26 protein-coding genes and 1 pseudogene are annotated in these 20,752 nt (G+C 48.2%); 4 read left to right on the forward strand and 23 right to left on the reverse strand.

All coding sequences use genetic code 11. The features are described from left to right. Window positions 1–41: 41 nt before the first annotated feature. Window positions 42–341 (reverse strand): hypothetical protein, encoded by a 300-nt coding sequence (locus tag F506_RS20135; RefSeq protein ID WP_053200387.1) that lies wholly within the window; start codon window positions 339–341, stop codon window positions 42–44. 656 nt (window positions 342–997) lie between these two features. Here F506_RS20135 and F506_RS23335 point away from each other — a divergent pair. The 3 genes and pseudogenes from F506_RS23335 to F506_RS20140 all read left to right on the forward strand — a co-directional run bounded on the left by F506_RS23335 (window position 998) and on the right by F506_RS20140 (window position 2,989). After that, a complete protein-coding gene (locus F506_RS23335) occupies window positions 998–1,285 on the forward strand; it encodes a hypothetical protein (protein WP_200907692.1) in 288 nt (95 codons plus the stop codon). Window positions 1,286–1,477: 192 nt separating this feature from the next. After that, window positions 1,478–1,651 (forward strand): annotated as a pseudogene (locus F506_RS23705) (AAA family ATPase); the annotation flags it as partial. Window positions 1,652–1,948: 297 nt separating this feature from the next. After that, window positions 1,949–2,989 carry an AAA family ATPase gene (locus tag F506_RS20140; RefSeq protein WP_053200389.1) on the forward strand — a complete coding sequence of 347 codons (1,041 nt, stop codon included), beginning with the start codon at window positions 1,949–1,951 and terminating at the stop codon, window positions 2,987–2,989. Between the two features lie 677 nt (window positions 2,990–3,666). Here F506_RS20140 and F506_RS20145 read toward each other — a convergent pair. The 15 genes from F506_RS20145 to F506_RS20195 all read right to left on the reverse strand — a co-directional run bounded on the left by F506_RS20145 (window position 3,667) and on the right by F506_RS20195 (window position 14,881). After that, window positions 3,667–4,155 (reverse strand): HAD family hydrolase, encoded by a 489-nt coding sequence (locus F506_RS20145; RefSeq protein ID WP_053200391.1) that lies wholly within the window; start codon window positions 4,153–4,155, stop codon window positions 3,667–3,669. Window positions 4,156–4,227: 72 nt separating this feature from the next. After that, window positions 4,228–5,022 carry a hypothetical protein gene (locus F506_RS20150; RefSeq protein ID WP_144424125.1) on the reverse strand — a complete coding sequence of 265 codons (795 nt, stop codon included), beginning with the start codon at window positions 5,020–5,022 and terminating at the stop codon, window positions 4,228–4,230. Between the two features lie 801 nt (window positions 5,023–5,823). After that, window positions 5,824–6,111, reverse strand: coding sequence for a hypothetical protein (locus tag F506_RS23340; protein ID WP_144424126.1), 288 nt, complete (start codon window positions 6,109–6,111; stop codon window positions 5,824–5,826). An 830-nt stretch (window positions 6,112–6,941) separates the two neighbouring features. Then, on the reverse strand, window positions 6,942–7,391 hold the full coding sequence (locus F506_RS22875; protein WP_083458103.1) for a hypothetical protein: 450 nt from the start codon (window positions 7,389–7,391) through the stop codon (window positions 6,942–6,944). A gap of 69 nt (window positions 7,392–7,460) precedes the next feature. Further along, window positions 7,461–7,982, reverse strand: a complete 522-nt coding sequence (locus tag F506_RS20155) for a hypothetical protein (RefSeq protein ID WP_053200395.1) — start codon at window positions 7,980–7,982, stop codon at window positions 7,461–7,463. 57 nt (window positions 7,983–8,039) lie between these two features. Further along, the gene (locus F506_RS20160; protein WP_053200397.1) at window positions 8,040–8,474 is read right to left on the reverse strand and encodes a hypothetical protein; all 435 of its coding nucleotides are present in this window, start codon (window positions 8,472–8,474) and stop codon (window positions 8,040–8,042) included. Between the two features lie 115 nt (window positions 8,475–8,589). Beyond that, window positions 8,590–8,955, reverse strand: coding sequence for a hypothetical protein (locus F506_RS20165; RefSeq protein WP_053200399.1), 366 nt, complete (start codon window positions 8,953–8,955; stop codon window positions 8,590–8,592). Window positions 8,956–9,682: 727 nt separating this feature from the next. Continuing rightward, complete coding sequence (locus F506_RS20170; protein ID WP_053200401.1) at window positions 9,683–10,075, reverse strand: hypothetical protein; 393 nt, start codon at window positions 10,073–10,075, stop codon at window positions 9,683–9,685. Window positions 10,076–10,452: 377 nt separating this feature from the next. Then, the gene (locus tag F506_RS20175; protein WP_053200403.1) at window positions 10,453–11,679 is read right to left on the reverse strand and encodes an IS256 family transposase; all 1,227 of its coding nucleotides are present in this window, start codon (window positions 11,677–11,679) and stop codon (window positions 10,453–10,455) included. 208 nt (window positions 11,680–11,887) lie between these two features. After that, entirely contained in the window at window positions 11,888–12,280 is a 393-nt protein-coding gene (locus F506_RS20180; RefSeq protein ID WP_053200405.1) for a hypothetical protein, read from the reverse strand. Window positions 12,281–12,388: 108 nt separating this feature from the next. Then, the gene (locus F506_RS20185) at window positions 12,389–12,838 is read right to left on the reverse strand and encodes a hypothetical protein (RefSeq protein ID WP_053200407.1); all 450 of its coding nucleotides are present in this window, start codon (window positions 12,836–12,838) and stop codon (window positions 12,389–12,391) included. A gap of 155 nt (window positions 12,839–12,993) precedes the next feature. Beyond that, complete coding sequence (locus F506_RS20190) at window positions 12,994–13,395, reverse strand: lysozyme inhibitor LprI family protein (protein ID WP_053200409.1); 402 nt, start codon at window positions 13,393–13,395, stop codon at window positions 12,994–12,996. A gap of 96 nt (window positions 13,396–13,491) precedes the next feature. After that, the gene (locus tag F506_RS22885) at window positions 13,492–13,776 is read right to left on the reverse strand and encodes an immunity protein Imm33 domain-containing protein (RefSeq protein ID WP_083458105.1); all 285 of its coding nucleotides are present in this window, start codon (window positions 13,774–13,776) and stop codon (window positions 13,492–13,494) included. Between the two features lie 339 nt (window positions 13,777–14,115). Continuing rightward, window positions 14,116–14,451: a hypothetical protein gene (locus F506_RS23345; protein WP_144424127.1), complete on the reverse strand. Its 336-nt coding sequence runs from the start codon at window positions 14,449–14,451 to the stop codon at window positions 14,116–14,118. Window positions 14,452–14,515: 64 nt separating this feature from the next. Next, on the reverse strand, window positions 14,516–14,881 hold the full coding sequence (locus tag F506_RS20195) for a hypothetical protein (protein WP_144424128.1): 366 nt from the start codon (window positions 14,879–14,881) through the stop codon (window positions 14,516–14,518). Window positions 14,882–16,636: 1,755 nt separating this feature from the next. Between F506_RS20195 and F506_RS22890 the strand changes: the two genes are divergently transcribed. Further along, a complete protein-coding gene (locus tag F506_RS22890; RefSeq protein WP_083458107.1) occupies window positions 16,637–16,825 on the forward strand; it encodes a DUF1289 domain-containing protein in 189 nt (62 codons plus the stop codon). A gap of 40 nt (window positions 16,826–16,865) precedes the next feature. Here F506_RS22890 and F506_RS20205 read toward each other — a convergent pair whose 3' ends face one another. From F506_RS20205 to F506_RS20230, 7 genes are all read right to left on the reverse strand, one after another. Continuing rightward, a complete protein-coding gene (locus F506_RS20205; protein WP_053201812.1) occupies window positions 16,866–17,084 on the reverse strand; it encodes an AbrB/MazE/SpoVT family DNA-binding domain-containing protein in 219 nt (72 codons plus the stop codon). Window positions 17,085–17,088: 4 nt separating this feature from the next. Beyond that, window positions 17,089–17,355 (reverse strand): helix-turn-helix domain-containing protein, encoded by a 267-nt coding sequence (locus F506_RS20210; RefSeq protein WP_053200415.1) that lies wholly within the window; start codon window positions 17,353–17,355, stop codon window positions 17,089–17,091. A gap of 54 nt (window positions 17,356–17,409) precedes the next feature. Further along, complete coding sequence (locus F506_RS20215) at window positions 17,410–17,739, reverse strand: hypothetical protein (protein ID WP_053200417.1); 330 nt, start codon at window positions 17,737–17,739, stop codon at window positions 17,410–17,412. Between the two features lie 13 nt (window positions 17,740–17,752). Beyond that, window positions 17,753–17,905 carry a hypothetical protein gene (locus F506_RS23450; protein WP_158443145.1) on the reverse strand — a complete coding sequence of 51 codons (153 nt, stop codon included), beginning with the start codon at window positions 17,903–17,905 and terminating at the stop codon, window positions 17,753–17,755. 14 nt (window positions 17,906–17,919) lie between these two features. Beyond that, window positions 17,920–18,123: a hypothetical protein gene (locus F506_RS20220; RefSeq protein ID WP_053200419.1), complete on the reverse strand. Its 204-nt coding sequence runs from the start codon at window positions 18,121–18,123 to the stop codon at window positions 17,920–17,922. Between the two features lie 229 nt (window positions 18,124–18,352). Then, a complete protein-coding gene (locus F506_RS20225) occupies window positions 18,353–19,726 on the reverse strand; it encodes a nucleotide-binding domain-containing protein (protein ID WP_053200421.1) in 1,374 nt (457 codons plus the stop codon). 12 nt (window positions 19,727–19,738) lie between these two features. Next, window positions 19,739–20,278 (reverse strand): Pycsar system effector family protein, encoded by a 540-nt coding sequence (locus F506_RS20230; RefSeq protein WP_144424129.1) that lies wholly within the window; start codon window positions 20,276–20,278, stop codon window positions 19,739–19,741. Window positions 20,279–20,752: the final 474 nt, after the last annotated feature.

The raw sequence follows: 20,752 nt of genomic DNA on the forward strand, positions 1-20,752 counted from the left end.
CGTGGGCGCCGTTCCGACATAAAGTCAAAAAGCTGTTCCGGCTATTCCCTGAGCTTATCGAGCGCCAGTTGGACTCCGGTCTTGACCGTTAGCGGTGGAGCTGGTCCGTTAGGGCCAGCTATAAATTGCTGCAATATCTTTTTATCAAAAATATCGATTTCGTAGCCAAGCCGGTCCAGCAACGTCATCAGCTCCATCACGCTATAGTCACCCTGTTCGTCCAGCATCCTGACGATGGTGCCGGCAGCGAACCCCAGGCTCGCATCCAAGTCGTCGTAGTTGAACGCGTATTGGCTCAGCTCGTTCCTGAGGAAGCCAGAGATGTCAGATAGGTTTTTCATCAATCGAGCGCTCTGATATCAAGGAATTTTTGACGACCAACTTCTCTCGAATAAGTCTTTGTGACTCTGCTTGCAAGGCTGCGGTCTCCTCCGGCTCAAATCCCAAGTCCACAAATACGTTGCCTCCGACAGGCGTCACATGTGTCAATTCGGTCTCGATATTCTTTTTCCATTTACTCCTTCACCGAAGGGTGATTTCTCGCCTTTGCCAAATCAACTCTACTCAACAAATTCTGAATCTTGTCCAGCTTCTGCTCGGCTGTTAAGGCCCGTTGCCGATACTGCGCGGCTTCCTTCAGCAGCAATGAAATCTGATACCAGTATTACGCCCCCAAGTCACCGTCTTCATGTTGCAGCCTGTGAAGCTTCTTCAGCGCTACCTCCAGGTCTATCGATGACTCGACGTCTGCGTTGCTCATGGCATTTCCAAGATTGGTCACGGTGATTTCAGTTTAGGTCGCGGAGCGTGCAACGCAACCTTTTGCAATTCGAGCAACGTAAGACCTTCGAAAAATTGAGCGGATTTTCTGAAAATGAGCGGATTTTGAGCGGATTCGAGAAAAATGAGCGGATTTTGAGCGGATAACTAAGGCGTAAAAGGGAAGACATAGACCCAGCATCTTAATTAGCTATCCGCGCTCTCAAGCTGGAGGAACATGATGAAAATCTTAGACATAACTTGCTTGGGACCCGAAGCTCGTCAGTTGATTGAAGCCATCGAGCGTAGCTACGAGCAAGAGATTGTTGTTGTGCGGGATGGCCAAACGATGGCCGGATTAGTGGCTCCGACAGCATCGTCAGCAGTACGGTTAGGACGAGCAAAGGGAAAATTTAACGTACCGAATGATATTGACGGCAATAACGAGGAAATACAGAGGATGTTTGAAAGAGACGACGCCGGAGATAAAAAGAGACAAAAAATAGAATGTGAATATAGATATTGACGAATAAAATTTGCATTTGTGCAAAATACTGCCGACGCTCAGCTTACGCTGTCGCTAAGCAGCCGCCTCCAGGTATTAACAGAGCAGTAGACTTGGTCGCAAACTGAGATAGCAATGATGTAAAAATGCAGGCCGGACACTGCTCCACGTAGTGGTTCGGGAGGGAAGTACAAACCTATAATTAAGAAAAATATGCCAACAAGTCAGCAGGTAACACGTTCGCTTGTAATAGAAAAATTGAAGGGTATATCTGGGTTGCAGGAGATTCGTTTTGACGAAAAACCCCTCACCGCTATCTTGGGGCCAAACGGATGCGGTAAATCGACAATATTGCATGCTCTAGCCTGCTGTTACCAACCGCCAGAAGAAGGAATCCAACCCAATTGGCGGTTCAAGGATTTTTTCACACCAACGACCGATGCGACGTGGGCGGGAAGTTCTCTGACCTTAGTACATTCCTATCGCGATGGAGTACAGGTATTTGGAGACGTTCGGACGCCTTATAAGAAAGACCTAGACCGATGGGTGCCTCGATATGAGCGTAGACCTCACAGGCCTTTAGCATTCATTGGGATTCGAACCTGCGTCCCGACTATTGAACAAGAGACATACTCGAACATCATTAGGTACGTGACTTCGCCTCATGAAGACGCGCAGCCCATCATGGATAAGATGAGCTTAGTGTTCAACAGACGCTACGTAGAGGTCAATGTGCACAAAGCGGCTTCCGGACGTCAGTACAACGGATTGGTTTTAGAGGGTGGGGCCCGCTATTCGTCATTGGCAATGGGTGCCGGCGAACAGCGTGCTTTGTATATGCTATTAATTGTCTATGGCGCTCCAAAGTACGCCTTGATTTTGATTGACGAAATTGACTTGCTTCTCCATACAGCCGCTTTGAAAGAATTATTAAAAATAATCCACGAAAGAGCTGATGAGATGTCGCTTCAGGTCGTCTTCACTACGCATAGAGAAGCGGTACTTGAACTGCCTGAGTATGTGAGCATCAAGCATCTTCATACTGTGGGGGGAAAGACATATTGCTTTTCCAATACAAAACCAGATGCTATGCAGCGACTAACCGGAGCACCTCATCGTGCATTAGAGATATTTGTAGAAGACGAAATGGCTCGTGCCATCGTTGGGCAAGTGCTTATCTCAATGCAAATGAAACGATTCACAACGATTACACCTTTCGGTGCTGCAACGAACTGCTTCACGCTTGCCGCTGGATTGATGTTGAGTGGCAACTACAACTTTGCTCACCAACTATTCGTCTTAGACGGTGACGTCTACACAAGTCCAGAGGCGAAGTTGGAACGAGCCAATAGCGCGCTGTCGGGTACCGAGGCAGATGCGGCAGACAGACGTCAACAAATTGTTGGTGCAGTTAGACAATTTTGTCCAATGGCAGGCATTGCTCAAGCCCCAGAGCCACAACTTCACATGATGATTCGCACATTACCTGCCCCGTTGGACGATGAGGCGCAAGAGGTTGTGCAGATTGCAAACCAAATTCAAGTGGTGGACGACACGCATAGCTTTATCGGAAAAATTATTGAAGCTCTCAACTACGACAGGGTCGTAAGTTTGGCATTAATTGTCAGGGTCGCTAGCCGTTCTCCACATTGGCCCGGATATATTCAGGAAGTTCAAGCTTGGCTAGAGGCACTTCGCGATGATTTCATCGAAGCTGATGCTTGATATAGACTGAGCAATATGTTTCCGCATCGTAGCAGGCCCAGTCTTCATACATAAACGGCTGGCAACAATATGGGGCCGGGTTAGCCGCAACCTCTCGTTAGCTAGTCTTTCGACCGGTTCCGAGCACCATCGGTTTCCCGATGCCTCTATCCCGAATTCATCGGTTGAATCCGTTGCCCAACAAGGTGAAGACTCTACCACCGACTACGCCCTCACCAAAATGCTCTTGCAACAGCCCGGTTAAATTGTAGCTCGATAAATGATGCCTAGGGCATCAAACAGATGGATGGCAGCTCCCGGCCGATAGTCGCAGTAGCCGTCTTAGCTACTTCGCCGCTTTGCATTCGACGAGTAGGTTGTTCGGCGTAATCATCGGCACGGATGTCGCGGACCCATACCCTCCTGAAATATTGGCATTGCCAAGCTGGCCGAGATATCGAGCACCGTCGCTAGTCAAGATGTTGTATCCGTTCGGACAGACTTCTCCAGCTTTCTCATAGCACGCGCTTAGTACCGCCGCACCGCATCTAATTGCATAGGCTGGTGAGCCACTTGGGCCAATAATTTGTTTAGACGTCGCGCATGCGGACAAGAGCGCACCGACAAGGAAAAGCACAACGATTTTCATATTCAAGCCTCTTCTAAGTGAGAGTCTGCTGTTAGCCGATTGCGGCCATCTAGGCCGCCATTTCCCCTAGCTTTGCTATTACCAAGTGCAATTCTTTATCTTGCTTGTCACCGTGAAATGGCTTAACAACGAGGTGAGAGCGAGGCTGCCGTTGAATTTTCTCAGGACTGTCATCGACGATAACAATTTCCTCTACTTGATAGCCATGCTTCATTACCTTCCGAAGGTCTTTGATGTACACATAGCCATTGGTGCGGGAGTCTACCTTTTGCACACATTTCTGCACATCCCAGCGAAAGAGAAGACCATGTTGGTCTCCAAAAAGTGCATTACTTATAAACTCAACGTATTCAGGGCTTGCGGAAGACCACACTGCGACTGAGAATTTCACGGATGCAAATTTAATCAGGTCCGCCGCATATGGTCGAATATAGATGAAATAGTCAGAAAATCTCAAATCAGCAGGCTGTGCCAAGGGCTCCAGGCGCGCATGAACTAGCGTCTCGTCCAAATCAAATATAACTAGCTTGATGGGCATAGTATTCGGTAAGCATTTCTTAGATTTGATGTCATCTTCTGGTCGATTGCGGCTGTCTCAAAATTGAATGCATCAACTACCAGTTGGTTCTTTCATTACAGTGTCCCAAGGAAATTTCAAAACTACAGCATCTTCCAAAGTTAGCAAATCAGGGGCACCATAGGCCATAGTTGCATGCATCAACGCAGTGGCAGCCCCGCTCCAAGGTGATTGCAGTTCTATCTCACCCTCCTCATCAACAGTAATTGCGGCAGGGCCATTCACTACTTGCCCTCGGTTCAGTATCATGGATGACACCAGCGAAAGAGCGTAGCCCACTGGCGATACTTCATGCCCGACCCGAATTTGCAAAGTATCTTCTTGACTGGCACCTAGATAAACCGAATTCCCATCTACTTTGGTGAGCCATTTTTTCCAAGCGTTGGAATAGACTTCTCGCGATTGCGGTTGGAGGGCCACAGATAGAGCAAATGCTTCATCACGCGTCAAAGTGCTAATCCTGCCAAGAACTTCCGCCAAGAGCACACCATGTTTTCCCAGAAGGGAGGACGCCGTCAATTCCTCAACCACTACGACTGCAGTGGCCCTCGTATAGTTGGCGTAGGCCATTGGTTGTTCTTTTGCTTTTTCGAGAATCTTAACTCGGAGTAATCTGCCCGGCCAGCGAGAAACCAAGACGGCAGCCAACGAATGATTTACAACTATCCAGGGCGGCGCGGCATTACTGTTGCGTACTGTGGCACCCACGCTGACGCTACGCAAAGCTTCTGCATCTATTTCGGTCACATAGACAAAGCCATCTGAATCAACTCGGGAGTTCGGTAACGGCGCTCTAGGTTGCAATAGGGTTCGAATTCGTTTGAGCATTTCGTCAATCAGGTAGACGGATGAAATTAGGCAACGCGATAAACGTCTGTTTCTGGCCGGTTGCGGATATCCATCTTAAGTTAATCGTACTGTCGAATGATGACAACGCATTCAGCCAAGAGTTTTACGCGAAAGCGCTCTTCCACTGACGCTAATTTCAAATCTGTTTTAAGCATTGCTTCTGCGTCCCACCAAAGGCGTGCACTTCCTACGGGAATATCTTTTGGTACAGCTTTCGTAAATTCCGAAAATATCTTGTGCTTAGTATCGAACTCACTACCAAGGGTTCGGAGCACGTTCTCAATGCGGCTAGCCCCAACAAAAAGTCCGACCTGTAATGTCAAGAGCGCCTTGGCCGCACTGACCAATTTTCGCACTCGTGCAGCTCGCTGTTCAGGGGTCATAGGTAGCAATAAAATTTATATGTCCGTTGTGGCCGATTGCGGAAGCAATCGCGACAATCTAATTGTAATTTGGCCAAGCAAGCTGTACGGCACAAATACAGGATGTGATGAGTGTTGCGGAGCTCGCTGGAAAATTCATGGGATTTTTGCGTAGCCTCGCCAGGACCACTCCAAGCTCGCCAAGACATTCCATCCCTGTGGCAGCAGCTGTCATTGCGTCATGAACTTGGTGGGCTTCGTCCTCTCGCCCAAGTCGTGAGAGCTCTTCTGCGAGTTTGCGAAAGCAATCATATCCGTCGTTAGAGGCCATATTAGTCTGCGAAAATTTGGATTTAAGTAGTTTGATGAAGAGTCTTCTTCTTGACGGTAGCCGAAGTAAATTGCACTTGCTAATAACTCAACCGATTTTAGATTGAGGTCTTATACCATCGTCATCAATTCGACAACACCATTTGACGTGGCTACTCCAGCCATCAGCTACGTTTCTGGTTACCTCGCCGTGAGCAATCAACTTATCAGCATGTCCATTGTCATCGACATCGTCCATGTAAACAGTGATGACCATACCCTCGGATAGCTCGACTGCCCGACCAGAAGAGTCCACCTTCGTGTCACGCTGAGACAGAAGTACAGTAGTGGCATCTACCATCTCATTAAAATCGACATAAAAAATCGGATGAAGCATACCTATCCTATTGTTAAACCGTGGTTGCTCGAGATGTCTGCGTCTGGCCGATTGGAGACATCCTAGCTCTGCGAGGGCCAAATACCTATCAACCTCGTCGCAGTAATGTTGTCAGGCATAGCATCGTGATTGCCAGCTCCGTAAGTTACGTCGACTCGACATAGATTGCCACGCACATCCGCGAACAGAAGAATGTCTATTTCTTCCGATAGATTGGATTCAAACGCAAGCTCGCAAAATAGGCCAGAACCTGATTGTAGAGGCGCAACGATTGCTCCATCAGGAACAAGAAAGTCAAAACCGTTACACCCACAGTCACAAAGCGACGTCACAGCTCCGGCTGCGACCTGCTCGAAAAAAACACTACGAAGTGGCAACGCTTGGTCTTGTAATAGGCGAAGCCACTTCAGAGCTGTATCTTGGCTGTTAGGCATTCTCTTATCTTCTAATTCGCACTCAAGTAAGTCCCTGAGATTCGATATGATTTGATTCAACTCCGCGTTAAGCGTATCTGTCGTAGTTTGATTTGTTGTCTAAATCATGAAATCCGCCAACGTCCCAGCGCCTCCAAGCATTCCTTAAAAAGTAGCTCTGGCCCGCTCAATGCGCTGAACCTCATCTGTTTCGATTACGGTCAGTTGCGTCAACATGTTGTCTATCCCTGGAAGATATACATGTCCGCGATTCTCTAGCAGGAGAATTTTGAGGCGAGCAAGCAAAGCGCCGCTTGCTGAAATACGACTCTTGATATTCATATTTTTCTTTTTCTCAATATTTGCTCTAAGACAGTGGCTGCTTCTGGCCAGTTGCGGGCATCTGGCGCGTTATCTCTATTTTGGTTTATCCCAATTGAAGCTGAAGCCAGTCGCATTGCGAATTGCATAGACACCTTCGTACTGAAATGAGAGTACGAATTGCATTGGAGACAGGTCCGCTAAGGTACTTAAGAAAATCCGGATTTCCTCTACGAATTCGTCAAATCCGCTATTCAGAGGGCGAAAGACCATTACATATCGTACTTTGAAATCACAGCCATGCCGCCCTTCAGCAGTGATATTCCCAATACTTGCTTGTTTGTGAAGATGGAAAGACGTTCTCGACTTCAAAAACCAACCATCAAATTGCTCTTCCGTTTTATAAAAATTAGACAAAAATCCTTTTTTTGGGGGACGCGAAAATGAATTGGTCAATTCCCCGACTACAGCAGCCTTTGCCGCCTTTTCCAAGGCTGCCCAATCTGGCGAGTCACCTTCAATCTCAAGATTCATGTCCAGAGACATAATATGTATCTTCCGTAGCTTATGGACTGGTTTATCAACGACTGCTGCTGCCGCCGATTGCAGACGTTATCAGCGATATTGTTCCGACCAACCAAGACGTTGTTCGACCCACTCATCCACTTCAGATGAATCTACAGTCGAAAGTAGTGCCCCCAACTTAATCTCTCCCTTTGCCAGCGCGAGAACCCCAAGAATAGTCTGCACGGTAAGTGCCTCACAATTCCGTGCCAAATCTGCGGCGGCAATCTCCATCACTTGGTGCCAGGCATCCTGATAACTCTCCATCAGCCAGTCCGGAACTGAGGGATTCCCCTTGCGGTGACGCTCAGTTTCGATAGTGGCAATAAGACCGTAGAAATTCCAATCTCTACGTACTAATGTCGCAGCAATGGCCACCAACTGTGGTACCGCTGCGTAAGAAGCAATACCAACGTCGCCCTGGTGATGAAGCTCATTCCAGAGTTCATCCCAAACATCCACGCCGTCGCGCAAAGAACGTAGCGCAAACGACGCATCGTACGGAGAGCGATAACCTCCTTCAAATTCTTTCCACTTGGCGTCATCTAGGCTTAGCAATTTCTGAGTGTCCATTTTGTTGTCAAACTATCTCGCAGTCTGCTCTTGGCCGGTTTGCGACTATCACCGAGTTCATTTTTTCAACTCCCAAGAAGCTCCGAGCAAGGAATTGAGTGTCGCGGCGACGTCGGTTTCAAACGCACCTGCCTTTCCCACGTCGTAGGCTTGTCTCCACGTGTCATAGCCTTCCTTAAAATCCGGCACCGTCGATGACTTGCGTATTAGCTTCGTGACGCTTCGCTGTACAGCCGCACTCCGAAACGGTAAATGGGGTATGTCCGTGACGATATTTCCCTTTATTGGATTACGCATTCGAATCCCATCTATTCTGACGTGAATCACTTGTCCAAGGTCTTTGTACTGTTCAATTTTCAGCACCGTAACCGTTGACTCACTTTCACCGGGCCGCGTCTTGTATGCCCACACTTGGCCCTCCTGCAGGTTGGACGCATTCGCGAACGCAAGAGAAGACAATGTAAGGAGTACGAGTGTAATGAGGTGGCGCATGGATGAACCTTGTCATTGTTGAAATTCGGATGCGGCATACTGCCATGCAGTAATTAGTAGAGCAACATCAAATAGATGGTATCCGCGCATGCCCGCTCCTGGCCGGTTGCGGAGGTTAACTATCGGATTTCAAAGGGACCGTATTCAGAACCTTGCGGAGCATAGGCTTGGTGTACAACTCTTCATTCGTGCCTGCTAGCTGTCCAGGGTGCAAATATTCACCTTCGTCGAAGGCTCTATATATGGTCCAAGAAAATTCAGAAAATGTTTCAAGAGGTGCCCAAGCAGACAAAGAGTTTATTGCACAGTCGGCTTTATCGAATTCCAACAAATTATCTAGGTAGCGCTGCGCAACTTCTTTGGTGAAGCTTTCGCAGAATGCGTTGCGCGAACCGCTGTGCGAAACCAATAGCAAATCAAATGCGTCATCATCTGGCTGAGCATTTTTATCGATTTGGTTAAGGATGTCGTCTATATTCATTCTTAAAATGTGAATGACCGTTACTGGCCGATTGCGGACGTCAGTTAGATTTGCGAATTATGAGTAGAGCAATCGCACTAACAAGGGATGCATTCGCGAGCACAGGTAAGTAGCAAGAGAGAAGAAATCCTAATGGTGCATCGTCATAAAAAACGGTAACTGGATTGATAGATAATGGTTGGCCGGGCAATGCGCCATTTGGGAGGAATAGAAAATTCCAAATTGTTGAAAAAAGGAACGCGCAGAAAAACAGAACAGCAATACTCTTCAAACTATTTGACCACGACAGCCAAGCTGCTCCTAGCCACAACACTGGAATAATCCAACCCGCAATTCGCCATAAAGAATAAGCAAAATATTCCATCTTCAGAAACCCCTTCTTTTTGTTTGTTGTTAGTCCGTTATTGGCCGGTTGCGGTCATAGTCACTAACGAATTACCCATGTGAGAAAAATGACCGATACAACAATTCCGAGCAAACCGACCATGGCTAAGATTTCAAAATCTGGCGAGGTTGGCTTACGCAAATCCAAGGTGCGAGGATAGCGGCCCAGAGTGAGGAATTTGACTATAAAGTACCCCACACCTGATAGAAAGGTATCGCACACGAGATACCTTATAAGGCTTCCGATGAACTCAACCAAATTATTATTCCTTCGCTGTGCTAAGCAAAAAAAACGACACAAAATTTTTTTACTTCTGGCCGATAGCGGGCCTACTGAAACGTATCAGTCAGTAGGACCTATTGCCTGTTGCAGGCTCGAAACAAGATGATTGGCATACCAGTCGGTTAAATTCTTAATCGCATCTTGCGCTGGAGCTTCTTCAGAAGCTCCGATTAGCTCCGCGCAAGCAGAAGCCATTGCAGTCAAAATTCGAGCTGACTCAGGAATATAAGGAAGATTTACTCCTTTCTCGTGCCGTTGCCGGATTATTTGATAACGAACAATTTCGGGGTACGTCCACGCGCTAACCATGAAATCGTGAAGGTTAACTTTCTGTCCGTTCACAACAGCATTGAGATTTCGATGCTGTTCCGTGTAACCAAGCTTCTCAATTTTCTCGCAAGTATCAATTGCTGCATTCATCATTTTCCGAATCTGATTCCAATCAGTTTTCATGCTATCTCCTGTAAACAGCTTTCGTATGGGAACGGATATTGACTTGTAATTTTGTGGCCTAGAAATTTATTCTTAGGAGAATGTCTCCTGCTGGCCGATTACGGACCTTCGACAGTAAAGCTCCGAAGACCAATAGCCAGCGCTATATCTTTTCCAAAACAACTATGCTCCAACTCACATCGTTCCGACTGAACATGTCCTGACGTTCGCTGACATGTCTTACTTGCAGACCCGATTGTCCTGCAAGCTCGACAGTTTCCTGGGCGGATACGTCAAACATTTGCCTCCCATCGGGAACTGGGCCATGTCGCAACGTCATAATAATTTTCCCCTTGAGACGTGGGCGTGTGCGAATTTTTGTGTAAACGGGGTTTCGTTTAATTCATAGAAATACGTTCACCGAACTGGATGGTGAACCTGGTTAGCGCAGCTTTCCAATCCCGGATTGGCAGTGTCCACTTTTTACTGATGTTGCGCAATGCCAGGTAAAAGAGTTTGACGAGCGCCTCATCGGTAGGGAACGCCCCCCGATTCTTCGTCAGCTTGCGCAGACTCATGTTGACTGACTCGATAGCATTGGTCGTGTAGATGACCTTACGAATTTCCGGCGGATAGTCGAAGAACGGAATCAGGCGGGGCCAATTGCGCCGCCAGGATTGGCCGATAGGTAGATACTCTGCATCCCATTTCTCTTCAAATTCACGGAGTCGAAGTTCTGCCTCTTCGGCGGTGGCCGACTGGTAAATCAGTCGAAGGTCTGCCGCCACTTCCGGGCGTCGTTTCCACGAAACGTAATTCAGACTGTATCGAACCATATGGACGATGCACAGCTGAACCGTGGTCTCCGGGAAGACGGCCTCGATGGCATCTGGGAAGCCCTTCAGGCCGTCCACGCAGGCGATGAAGATATCTTGCACACCACGATTGCGCAGCTCGGTGACGACCTGCAGCCAGAATTTGGCACCTTCCGTTTGCGCCAGCCACAGCCCCAACACTTCCTTCTCGCCGTCCATGGTGATACCGATGGCCAGATAGACGGCCTTTACCCGCACCGTTCCCTCACGCACTTTGACATGGATGCAGTCCAGATAAACGATGGGGTAAATCGGATTCAATGGCCTGGCTTGCCATGCCTTGACCTCATCGACGACGGCGTCAGTGACCGACGAAATCAGGCTGGGTGACACCTCGGTGCCGTACATCTCTTCAAGGTGTGCCTGAATCTCTCGTACCGTCATGCCACGGGCATACAGCGACATAATCTTGTCGTCGAACCCGGCCCAACGCGTCTGATGCTTGGTCACCAGCTTCGGTTCAAAGCTGCCATGACGGTCGCGGGGAACTTCAATCGGCAGCTCGCCAAATTCACCCTTGAGCGTCTTGCGACTCTTGCCGTTCCGGGTGTTGCCCGTGTCATTGGCAACGCTCCCATGCTTGTCATGACCAAGGTGCTCGCTCAGCTCGGCTTCCAGCGCCCGTTCCACCACCAGCTTGGTGAGATGTTTCAACAGGCCTTCTTCACCTATCAAATCTTCGGGATTCTTGTAATTGGCTAGCAATCCAGCCAGTAGTTCTTCTGGTACGTCGTGTTTCTTCTTACTCATTGTGGCTCCGGACAAGGCGACAGTTTCCTGCCAATAGTCCGTTTACACAAAATTATGTACAGGCCCTCTTCCCTTGTAATGGTTCTTAGTTTGTAATGCGCGAGCAGTTTACCAGTGGATATCACACCTACGTAGACTTATGCAGAGACCAAATACCGAGTTTTTACTTTCCTGCGAACGCTCGCTTCTGGCCGATTGCGGACTTCCGCTAATGGGTTCGCAAAAATACACAAAATATGCCGATTATCCACGTGATGAAAAAAGTGGCGAGAAACAATATCATCCTTCCGCGTGCGATTCTCCATGTCTCTGTAACAGTCGGATGATAAAGATATTCAAGCATGTCTTTCGACCAAAAATCTCGCCAATCTTTCTTTTGACCAGCATAAATAAAGTTATTTACAAGTAGTGCTCCCAGCGAAAAAACGATGATGACAGCCAATCCAACAGCAACTGAGATATCCAGTGCGGATAGGACATTGACGTCGCGGCTATACATTGGAGTCCCTTTGCCTAATGAGATAAGAAAGGTGACTACAGAGAAAACGAATCCAACTGCGCACAATAATTGAAGGTCTTTCTTCATGGTCATGTTTGTCATGCCGCTATTTCTTTTTTTAGGTCAGCTATTGGCGGACTGCGGACATTTCCGTTTCTTGAGTTATCGTGAGGAATTCGAACTCGCGAAGCATTCGACAGCGATTTTTCCTCACACGGAATTATCTAGGCGGGCTTGCCCTATTGTTTGCTCATCAGACTGGTTCAGCTTGCGGAACCAAACGCCGCCCCCCTTTGAAAAAAGCAAATATCCTGCATAAATCTGAACAAGAATTTGGATAATGGAAATCGCCCCCAAGAGAAGGGAACGAGACAGTTCGCCTTTGATTGTCAGAAAAGACGGCAACAGGCCAAGAACGAAAAAAACAAGCCAAGTGATTCTTGCCCAATTTTTCCCTTCTGACATTTTAAAAATTAATAAGACCAGAACCGCCGATGTGATTAGCAGAACAGAAAAACGGAATATCGGGGTACCTAAGGTGCTCCAATGCGAATAGTCCAATATTGTTTTTATCAAACCTATGCCAAATGTTGATGCCCAAAGAAGATTAATAGCTTTGCGGACGGCCTGAGGCTTCGTTCGTAAGGCTTTCGGTTCCATTATGTGCTCCTGAAATTAAAGGTGAAAATATAGATTTCGCCGTGATACATATCGGGAAAACGAACGTGGTAATACAACTTATTAATAGATTTCCATAGCAAATGTGGAAGCTGCATACCAGTTCGAATGCCGGCTCTTGACCGATAAGTCGTACCTTACTGAATTCGATTGAGCAACTGCTGCAATGCCGTTGCTCGCTCTGCGCGTTCTCTAGCGGAACAATAGGCCGCATTCAGTCGGTCATCTTGACCATTGAACTCTTGCCCATCGTAAAGGAACGAGCAATCCTTTTCTGTGTACTCAAGCCACGCCCGTTGCGCTTTACGCAATTCATCTTGCTTACGCTTTGGCAATGCTGAGAGAAGTGCTTGATACGCCTGATTCAGACGCTTGTCTTGGCGGGTGAATTCTTTATCGATGCAGTCCATGGCATCAGGCGTCACCCCCTCAGTTTTGGCTTCGCAACGCTGGAACTCCGGCGTGAACGGGTTCTCATCGTGCGCATGTGCGGCCTGACACATCAAGAGGATAGGAAGGATAAGTAACTGGCGTTTCATTTCATTGTCGCTTTTTTTATGTGGTCGTGAGCGGTTCTATAGGGTTGCCGTGCCAGCGAGAAGGTCCGCTTCTGGCCGATTGCAGCCGTAGTGCCTCTATATTTTCTCTCGAGTCCATTGCCCCGTTGGTGACGTGCGCCGAGCGCACCATCCTAATGGAAGGTCAGCAAGCTCAACGATTGAAGAGTCAATATTAACGATGCTTTTGAAGCTAGCGACCACCGCTTCGGAGGCGTCCAATGCTCCATCAGAATTTGGAAAAAACTGCCAACCGCCATCATCTTCATCATGTGAAACAAATGAGATTGGACTTGCTCCTTCAACGATTCGTCGATGCGAGATAACGGCCATATTAGGTGGGTCTGCGAATAGCCAGCTCATAGATTTCCCAATTTTTTGTGCGTTATAGAGATTGCCAGCTTCTGGCCGGTTGTGGACGTCTTCGATTGTTGAGTTGGCGCCTTGACTTTTTCAATAGTTTAAACAAGAACGCGCCTCCAATTATTCCAAAAACCAATGAAATAACTATCCAGTAAGTTCTTCGCTCACGAGGACTCATACGCTGCCACGTTTCGTCATCTGGACCATTTGGAGCTGCCATTTTTTACCTCATTTTTTGCTTTTTTAATTACGGCTATCACGATTTTAAGTTGACGCCCTCGCATGTTGAGAAAGTCAATTGGCGAATGGCGAAAGCTGATATCTGACATGGCCAAACATCTATTTCCTTTTTGTGCACGGATATACAAAAACTACTGCAAAGCCTAAAAACATTACAAATGCACCGACAAACAGCAGATAAAAAAATACATGGTCGCCTATATCCATGTCTGCGAACCGTATTGTCACTCCGCCAGTTGCGTCTGCATCTCCAAGGTGCTTGCAAAGAGTACCTACTCCAGCCAACCAGAAAATTACAGCACCAATACAAATCAATCGCCACCCAACTAAACAGGCCCCAATAGGTCGTTCAAACTTCATTTTTTCTCTATAGAGAAAAATCGTTGTCGCTACAAGAAACAGAAGAAGAAAAATAGCCGATAGTTGATTAGACATTTCACGTTCTTTTATTGAATTTTATGTGGTAACGAAGAGCGCATTGCTAGGCGTCTACGGATATCTATGGCCGCTTCTCGTCGAATGGCACCTTACTCCAAGAGCCATCAAACCAAAGTAGACCGAGCGCTCCGGTATGTACCGACAATGAAATTTGGTCTCCCAATTTGACGTGGTCAAAGACTTCGGGTCTTACATTCAAGATTTGCCGCTGGTAGTCGATTCGGGGCCCATTTAGAAGCAATGTCAGATGGGCACCCTTTCCGGTATATGCCACTTTTTGCTTAACCCAGACATCGATTTTTTTGGATGGGCTTTTATCAAAAATAATATTAGTCGCCAATGCAATCTGATAAGACAGAAAAATTAATACGACCAGAATCCAGAACCCGGCCTCCACTACCGGATGATTTTTCAGGAATTTCCTCATAGGAGCTATCAAGACAAGCAGAGCTAGCAGCGAGGCCGATGCCATAGACAATAATGGATAATTCAAATAGCTAGTGTCTACGTCATGAAATGTGCTGTACGGACTCAGAACGAAAACAGATGCAGCGTACAGAGCGAACCCAGTCCAGATTGCTACCAGCGGCCATTTAAAATGACGCCGTAGTTGGCTACTATTGAAAAAATTCATTGGGCTGTGTATTTCGTATCAGCGAAAAAGTTGAAAACTTGTGCGAACCTGGCTTGAAGAACTGGTCTGTATTCGACTATTCAAGAACGCTACTGTGATTCTAGGTCTTTGCAAGTCTGCTACTGGCTGATTTCTGCCTTAGCAGGCCATATATTCGTCTGCAACTGATGATTGCATCCAGAACTGACAATCATCTGACCATCTTTATGAATTCACATATCTGAGATGCGTCATCTTGTTTTATCCCAGACCTCCGCTGGACCGAAGTTTGTCGTCACTTTTAAAAGCAGCGAATAAGCGGCCCCTACCAGCAAATGGTGAGATGAAGTCGACGCGAAATGTCCTAAAACTAGCCGTTTGTCTCTAACGATTGTCTCAAAACTAGAGGAATGTAATTTCTAAGAACCGCTTCCCTTGCGGGAGCTTCACGGAATGCGCTATATTTTCTTGGTCGCTGAATTCGACGAAAAGCCCGCTGTAGTGGCAAGAAGGCGAGGTGTAGGTAAGCAGAGATGGGGCCATAGGACGCTGTCCTCCATCTGAACGGGGTGCTTGGTCAACCGAGCGCGAAACTCCTGGGACGAAAATTCCAAGCGGATATCGCGGGCGCCGTTCCGACACATATTCAAAGAGCTGTTTCGGCTATTCCTTACGCTTGTCACGCGCCAACTGGACTCCGCCTAGCCTGTTTTGTGGAAATTGTGGGGGCCGGAGAAAGAGACCTCAACCTAATGCAATGGCGGCGCTATGCCGTCAACCTGCTCGAGCAGATACCGAAGGACTGTTTCTTTGGCTTGACTCTCCGTTAAGCCATAGTAATTCTGTTCCAAGCGATGAGCACCGACGTAAAGGTCCACTTGGAAGGTGCCCTTAAGCCGGCGGATAGACTCATAAGCAGTGTCGCGCTGAATGGTTACATGGACTTCTTCCCCAGGATGCACTTTTGACGAAATAGAGAATTTCTCGATTAGAACCTGCATTCCCCCCCCCAGAACATGCCGATAATCAGAGAAAAGTGATTGGATTGCTTTTCCTATACCTACACGGAAGCCGTCTGTCTGTTCACAGTGACAATCATCCGAGCCTGAAATGCTTATCCAATGAAGCCTCAGGCCGAGACGGACCGCAGCTACTTAAACAGCGTGACCCGCCCCTTGTGATGTCAATTGACCAATCTGGTCATATGCCCACCAAGCAGGGCCGACAAGATATGCAGACACAGCTCTGGGGCCCTTCCTTTTGGCACATACGACGACTTCTACACCGAACACGTTCAATAGCTTAAGACCGACCCCGGATTGCGCTCCAGAACAGAGCACGCCTAATTGAGTGATGCCGAGGCGCCGAACAGCCTCGCTCCGGGTCATACTCGATTCCTCGCCGTACCCTCTAACCTTTGGGTAACTAGACGGCATCCTCTGCCCCAAGACTCCCTGCGACTCAAGCCGCAATCGCTTAGTTTTTATGCAAACTCTGGCTTACTATTGAAAAACCATCTTCCGCTAGCATGTCTGAGAATGTCTAAATCAACACATCCAGGAACCGACGGTGAGTAAAGAAGTTAAAAGCCCTTGTGTCTCACTTTGTTATTTGAAGCACGATGTCTGCACTGGTTGTGGCCGCTCCAAATCTGAAATCAAGGATTGGAAGGGCATGAAACACAAGGAACAGAAGGCGACCGTGGGGCGCGCGGCGGTAAGGCTGAAGGAAATCCGCAAGAAAGAAGGGAAGCGATAGGCTAGTTGCCGGCGTCAATACCTCTCCACGCAAAAATCAGTCAACGTTTCATATCCGCGATAGTGACAGATGGTTGATTCTGTCCGGTCAGGATGCCCGCGAGGTCAGACAACTTCTGATGCTTGACGCGCATTATCACGGTCCCATCAGCCAGCTGTGAGAACGTCAGCTTGGCACCAGGCTCAAGGCCGAGACTGGCACGCAGCTCTTTAGGTAGCGTGACCCGCCCCTTGGATGTCAATGTGACTAATTTGGTCATAGCGCTACCAGGCGGGACCACCGCGAAACGTCGACACGCCTTTTGGCCCCTCCGTTTTGGCGCGCATGACGACTTCTACGCCAAGCACATTCAACAACTTCAGTACCCTCTCCGTGCTGACCGCCCCAGGATTGCGTTCCAGAGCGGAGAACGCCTGTTTCTTGATGCCGAGGCGCCGAGCGGCTTCTCTCTTCGTCATCCGTGCTTCTTTGCGATAGGCCTGCAGCAGCACGCTAAGAGTGTCAGGGCCTTGCACAGTAAATTCGTTCATACAGTGTTTAAGATGTATTCGGCAATTACTACGAATATTGAGTATTTCATTTTTTTACAGCGGTGACGGGGAACCGCTTACGGTGGCTTCATGAAGCTTATCGAGCGCCAGTTGGACTCCGGTCTTGACTGTCAACGGTGGAGCCGGTCCGTTGGGCCCATCTATAAACTGCTGCAGCACCTTTTTGTCAAAAATAGCAATTTCGTAGCCAAGCCGGTCCAGCAAAGACATCAACTCCATCACACTGAAGTCTCCCTGCTCGTCCAGAATTTTGACAATGGTGCCGGCGGAAAATCCCAGGCTAGCATCCAGGTCGTCGTAGTTGAACGCGTATTGACTCAACTCGTTTCTGAGAAAATCGGAGATGTCAGATAGGTTTTTCATCAGTCGAGCGCCCTTACATCAAGGAGTTTTTAACGACCAACTTCTCTCGAATAATTTTTTGCGAACCGAGCTGCAGGGTCGCCGCGTCCTCTGGCTCAAACCCCAAATCCGCAAACACGTTCCCTCCTTCAGGTGTCAAGTGCGTAAATTTGGTATCGATGGTCATTTTCCGTTCCTCTCCTATTCATTCAACAAGGTCTGAATCTTGTCGAGTCTCTGCTCGGCCGATAAGGCACGTTGTCGGTATTGCGCAGCCTCCTTTAGCAACAACGAAATTTGATACCAATATTGCGCACCCAAGTCGCCGTCCACCAGCTGCAGCTGGTGAAGCTTCTTAAGCGCCACATCTAAATCTATTGAAGGAGCGATATCCACATTGCTCATGGCATTTCCGCGGTGGCATCAATGCAATCAGTCTAGGTGGGGGAAAGCTAGGAGGCAAGACAGTTGGCTCGCGCGTGCGATATACCGAGCGTTGCGATATGTAATGCTTGATATATCAAGCTTCGCAATAAAAATGATGATGCCAGCGTGGCAAACGAGCAAACCCGCTGCCAATAAAGAGGGCGAATCGAAAAGCAAGAAATCCTGCCGTAAAAACAGGTTCACTTCTTTAGCGGATATGGATGCCAATGATGTCGGCAAACATGAGCTCGTTCCGAGTGTCGAAGATTCTGACCTCCATAGTGTGAATACCTCGATATTTGGCCTCTCGGTCCCAGTTATATACCTTGGCCTCTCGCCCACGATTCGCTGCGTTAGGCCGGACGTCGAAGGTGCCATGTTCATCATGTCCCATTCCATCATCCACAGCTTCCTGACCATGATTCTTTCTAGTCCATTCACCTCGTAGAGGCAAACGAAGGCCGTCGAGTGCGTGAGCTTCTATGTGGACTTGAAAGAAAATCCTAGTGCCTTTGTTGACGCATCTGGAAAGAGATTTGTATTCATTTGAAAGGTGTGTGTCTTGTGAGTAGGCTTTAAAGCTAATCCCAGCGTGGGCCTTCGTACCGTTCACCAAGCCCTCGCGCATGTCCAAGGGAATTGGCAGCAACTTCGCGAAATCCTTGAACTTGAGTTCGTGAATCTCGTAATTGTGGCTATTACCATCTGGCAATGTGTAGTTCGGACGCAGATACTGCACTTCAACAGGTTTTCCATTCTGCATTTCGGTCTTTCTTCCGATGTACATTTCCGGAAAATCCAGGTGCCGCACTAGGTTGTTGCCGAGCATCGCACGGTCTTTCGACGCCATTGACTGAAGCTTGGCTGCCGCATCAACAAAAAATGAGGTGGCAGTCACTTCCGACACATCGGTGTATCCATAGGACGACCAGAGAACGTCGTCGTCTCCGCCATAGTCAATACCAACACGGAAGCCGATGTCTCCCGGCTCAATACCTTGCTTTAGCAGTCCCGGCCCGATGGACTCGTCCATCAGCAGGCGTAGCATCGCTGAGCAGTTGATGGCAGCCATGCATGCGCTTTCTCTGTCCTGGCTAATCCCCCCAAAGTAGGCCATTAGCGCGTCACCCATGAACCGATGGACATGGCCGTCCAATGCTCGCACTGTCTCCGAAGCGGCCCGCAGAATCGAATTCTTAATCTTTCTAACAACCATTAGGTCATAACGGAGTGAGAGACGTGTGGAATTCTTGATGTCGATGAAGACTGTTGTGATGTGGTGCTTTCGAACAGCATCCGTTCCGTCCAAATACTCAAAATCGGGATGCGCGCCGATGTTTCCAGTATTGATACCGGTTTTCCCAAACCATTCACGGATAGGACGCTGAATCGTATATTCGTCTGCGTCTGCTTGCGCAAGTCCGAAACCGCTACCGTCAGCACCATCAAAAACGTGAACTGAATCTGCGCGCCTAACTGCCTCGGCGAGAACCTTGTTGGATTTTTCGAGAGTGGCGAAGCCATCTGACTTCAACATTGACTCGAAACTGGAACGGAACAGTTCTTGATTTTTTTTGTTCATGGCCCGGGCTCTTTAGGTCGTCAAACACAGACAGAAGATTGCCAGTAAGCTTAAGGGAAGCTGCACCTTAGCAAGAACCCGGATGGAGCCATTAAGAGTCCCCATCTTCGCTGACACGACGCCGGCCATTACATGTACCTGACGTGCCAAATCTTCGACTATCTCTGAATCGGTTATTTCGTTGATGCGTTTGACATATCCGTCGCGACCGCCAGCGAGGTTCGCCACATCCCCGAAGAAAACGATAGACGGCTGTTCATGTTGGGCCCGCCCAAGTGGTGTCTTGGGGCTTAGCGCTTCGTATGCCTGGTAGGCGGCATAGAGAGTGGCGGCCACTGATACGCCGGCAAAGAGAAGGGACAGCCACCAAGACCAATCCGCGGTACGTTTGGCCGAGAGGTCGATAACCTTGAAAGCCACGCCTCCCACGTAGGCCATGCAGTAAGAAAGTATGACCGCTATTTTGGCGTTCGTGGCACCGACATAGACGTCGTATCGCTTGAGAATTTCCAAGAGAAGCTTTTGCTGATTTTCAGCGCGCTTCAAATCCATTGGCGCCCCATCTGCCATGCAGCCCCCCTACATTTTTTGTGAGATTGGATTTTTATTATGGCACGAGAATTGCCAATGAATACACAGCAGCCCCCTTATAAAGATAAGGGAGACTGATTAAAGGTCGAGGCGCACTAGCGCAACTTGTAGCAGGACCCATAAGCTGAGATTTAGGGACGCATCCGTTGAGATATTTATCGATAGATGAATTTTGATAGCTCTGCAATATTGTTCTGAACATGGCTTAGTAAATAAAAAGGCCACCGTAATAGGTGGCCTTTTTGTATTAGATTGTCGCCAGTGGCCGCTTTCGACCCCAAGCGGACTCTCATGAAAAAGCTTCTCTTTGATTTACGAGTTTTTTCGTACTTACTGAGCCCTGTCTGTTGGCGTCGATGTCGAATTGACCCAGGATGCTGATTTTGACTGACCCTGCAGAAATTTGCGCAACCTCTGACTGGGCCAGCGTTTGCT

Origin of the sequence: Herbaspirillum hiltneri N3 (assembly GCF_001267925.1) — a bacterium.
In the GTDB taxonomy this organism is placed as follows: Bacteria; Pseudomonadota; Gammaproteobacteria; order Burkholderiales; family Burkholderiaceae_D; genus Herbaspirillum; species Herbaspirillum hiltneri.

Excerpts from the sequence above, each read along its gene's own strand:
- F506_RS20160 (WP_053200397.1), bottom strand. The coding sequence starts at position 8,474 with ATGCGCCACCTCATTACACTCGTACTCCTTACATTGTCTTCTCTTGCG.
- F506_RS23345 (WP_144424127.1), bottom strand. The coding sequence starts at position 14,451 with ATGTCTAATCAACTATCGGCTATTTTTCTTCTTCTGTTTCTTGTAGCG.
- F506_RS22885 (WP_083458105.1), bottom strand. The coding sequence starts at position 13,776 with ATGAGCTGGCTATTCGCAGACCCACCTAATATGGCCGTTATCTCGCAT.
- F506_RS20220 (WP_053200419.1), bottom strand. The coding sequence starts at position 18,123 with ATGAGCAATGTGGATATCGCTCCTTCAATAGATTTAGATGTGGCGCTT.
- F506_RS20195 (WP_144424128.1), bottom strand. The coding sequence starts at position 14,881 with ATGAGGAAATTCCTGAAAAATCATCCGGTAGTGGAGGCCGGGTTCTGG.
- F506_RS20140 (WP_053200389.1), top strand. The coding sequence starts at position 1,949 with ATGGATAAGATGAGCTTAGTGTTCAACAGACGCTACGTAGAGGTCAAT.
- F506_RS22875 (WP_083458103.1), bottom strand. The coding sequence starts at position 7,391 with ATGTCTCTGGACATGAATCTTGAGATTGAAGGTGACTCGCCAGATTGG.
- F506_RS20155 (WP_053200395.1), bottom strand. The coding sequence starts at position 7,982 with ATGGACACTCAGAAATTGCTAAGCCTAGATGACGCCAAGTGGAAAGAA.
- F506_RS20150 (WP_144424125.1), bottom strand. The coding sequence starts at position 5,022 with ATGCTCAAACGAATTCGAACCCTATTGCAACCTAGAGCGCCGTTACCG.
- F506_RS23340 (WP_144424126.1), bottom strand. The coding sequence starts at position 6,111 with ATGCTTCATCCGATTTTTTATGTCGATTTTAATGAGATGGTAGATGCC.
- F506_RS23335 (WP_200907692.1), top strand. The coding sequence starts at position 998 with ATGATGAAAATCTTAGACATAACTTGCTTGGGACCCGAAGCTCGTCAG.
- F506_RS20225 (WP_053200421.1), bottom strand. The coding sequence starts at position 19,726 with ATGAACAAAAAAAATCAAGAACTGTTCCGTTCCAGTTTCGAGTCAATG.
- F506_RS20165 (WP_053200399.1), bottom strand. The coding sequence starts at position 8,955 with ATGAATATAGACGACATCCTTAACCAAATCGATAAAAATGCTCAGCCA.
- F506_RS20135 (WP_053200387.1), bottom strand. The coding sequence starts at position 341 with ATGAAAAACCTATCTGACATCTCTGGCTTCCTCAGGAACGAGCTGAGC.
- F506_RS20215 (WP_053200417.1), bottom strand. The coding sequence starts at position 17,739 with ATGAAAAACCTATCTGACATCTCCGATTTTCTCAGAAACGAGTTGAGT.
- F506_RS20205 (WP_053201812.1), bottom strand. The coding sequence starts at position 17,084 with ATGACCAAATTAGTCACATTGACATCCAAGGGGCGGGTCACGCTACCT.
- F506_RS20210 (WP_053200415.1), bottom strand. The coding sequence starts at position 17,355 with ATGAACGAATTTACTGTGCAAGGCCCTGACACTCTTAGCGTGCTGCTG.
- F506_RS20145 (WP_053200391.1), bottom strand. The coding sequence starts at position 4,155 with ATGCCCATCAAGCTAGTTATATTTGATTTGGACGAGACGCTAGTTCAT.
- F506_RS20230 (WP_144424129.1), bottom strand. The coding sequence starts at position 20,278 with ATGGATTTGAAGCGCGCTGAAAATCAGCAAAAGCTTCTCTTGGAAATT.
- F506_RS20170 (WP_053200401.1), bottom strand. The coding sequence starts at position 10,075 with ATGAAAACTGATTGGAATCAGATTCGGAAAATGATGAATGCAGCAATT.
- F506_RS20185 (WP_053200407.1), bottom strand. The coding sequence starts at position 12,838 with ATGGAACCGAAAGCCTTACGAACGAAGCCTCAGGCCGTCCGCAAAGCT.
- F506_RS20175 (WP_053200403.1), bottom strand. The coding sequence starts at position 11,679 with ATGAGTAAGAAGAAACACGACGTACCAGAAGAACTACTGGCTGGATTG.
- F506_RS23450 (WP_158443145.1), bottom strand. The coding sequence starts at position 17,905 with ATGACCATCGATACCAAATTTACGCACTTGACACCTGAAGGAGGGAAC.
- F506_RS20190 (WP_053200409.1), bottom strand. The coding sequence starts at position 13,395 with ATGAAACGCCAGTTACTTATCCTTCCTATCCTCTTGATGTGTCAGGCC.
- F506_RS20180 (WP_053200405.1), bottom strand. The coding sequence starts at position 12,280 with ATGACAAACATGACCATGAAGAAAGACCTTCAATTATTGTGCGCAGTT.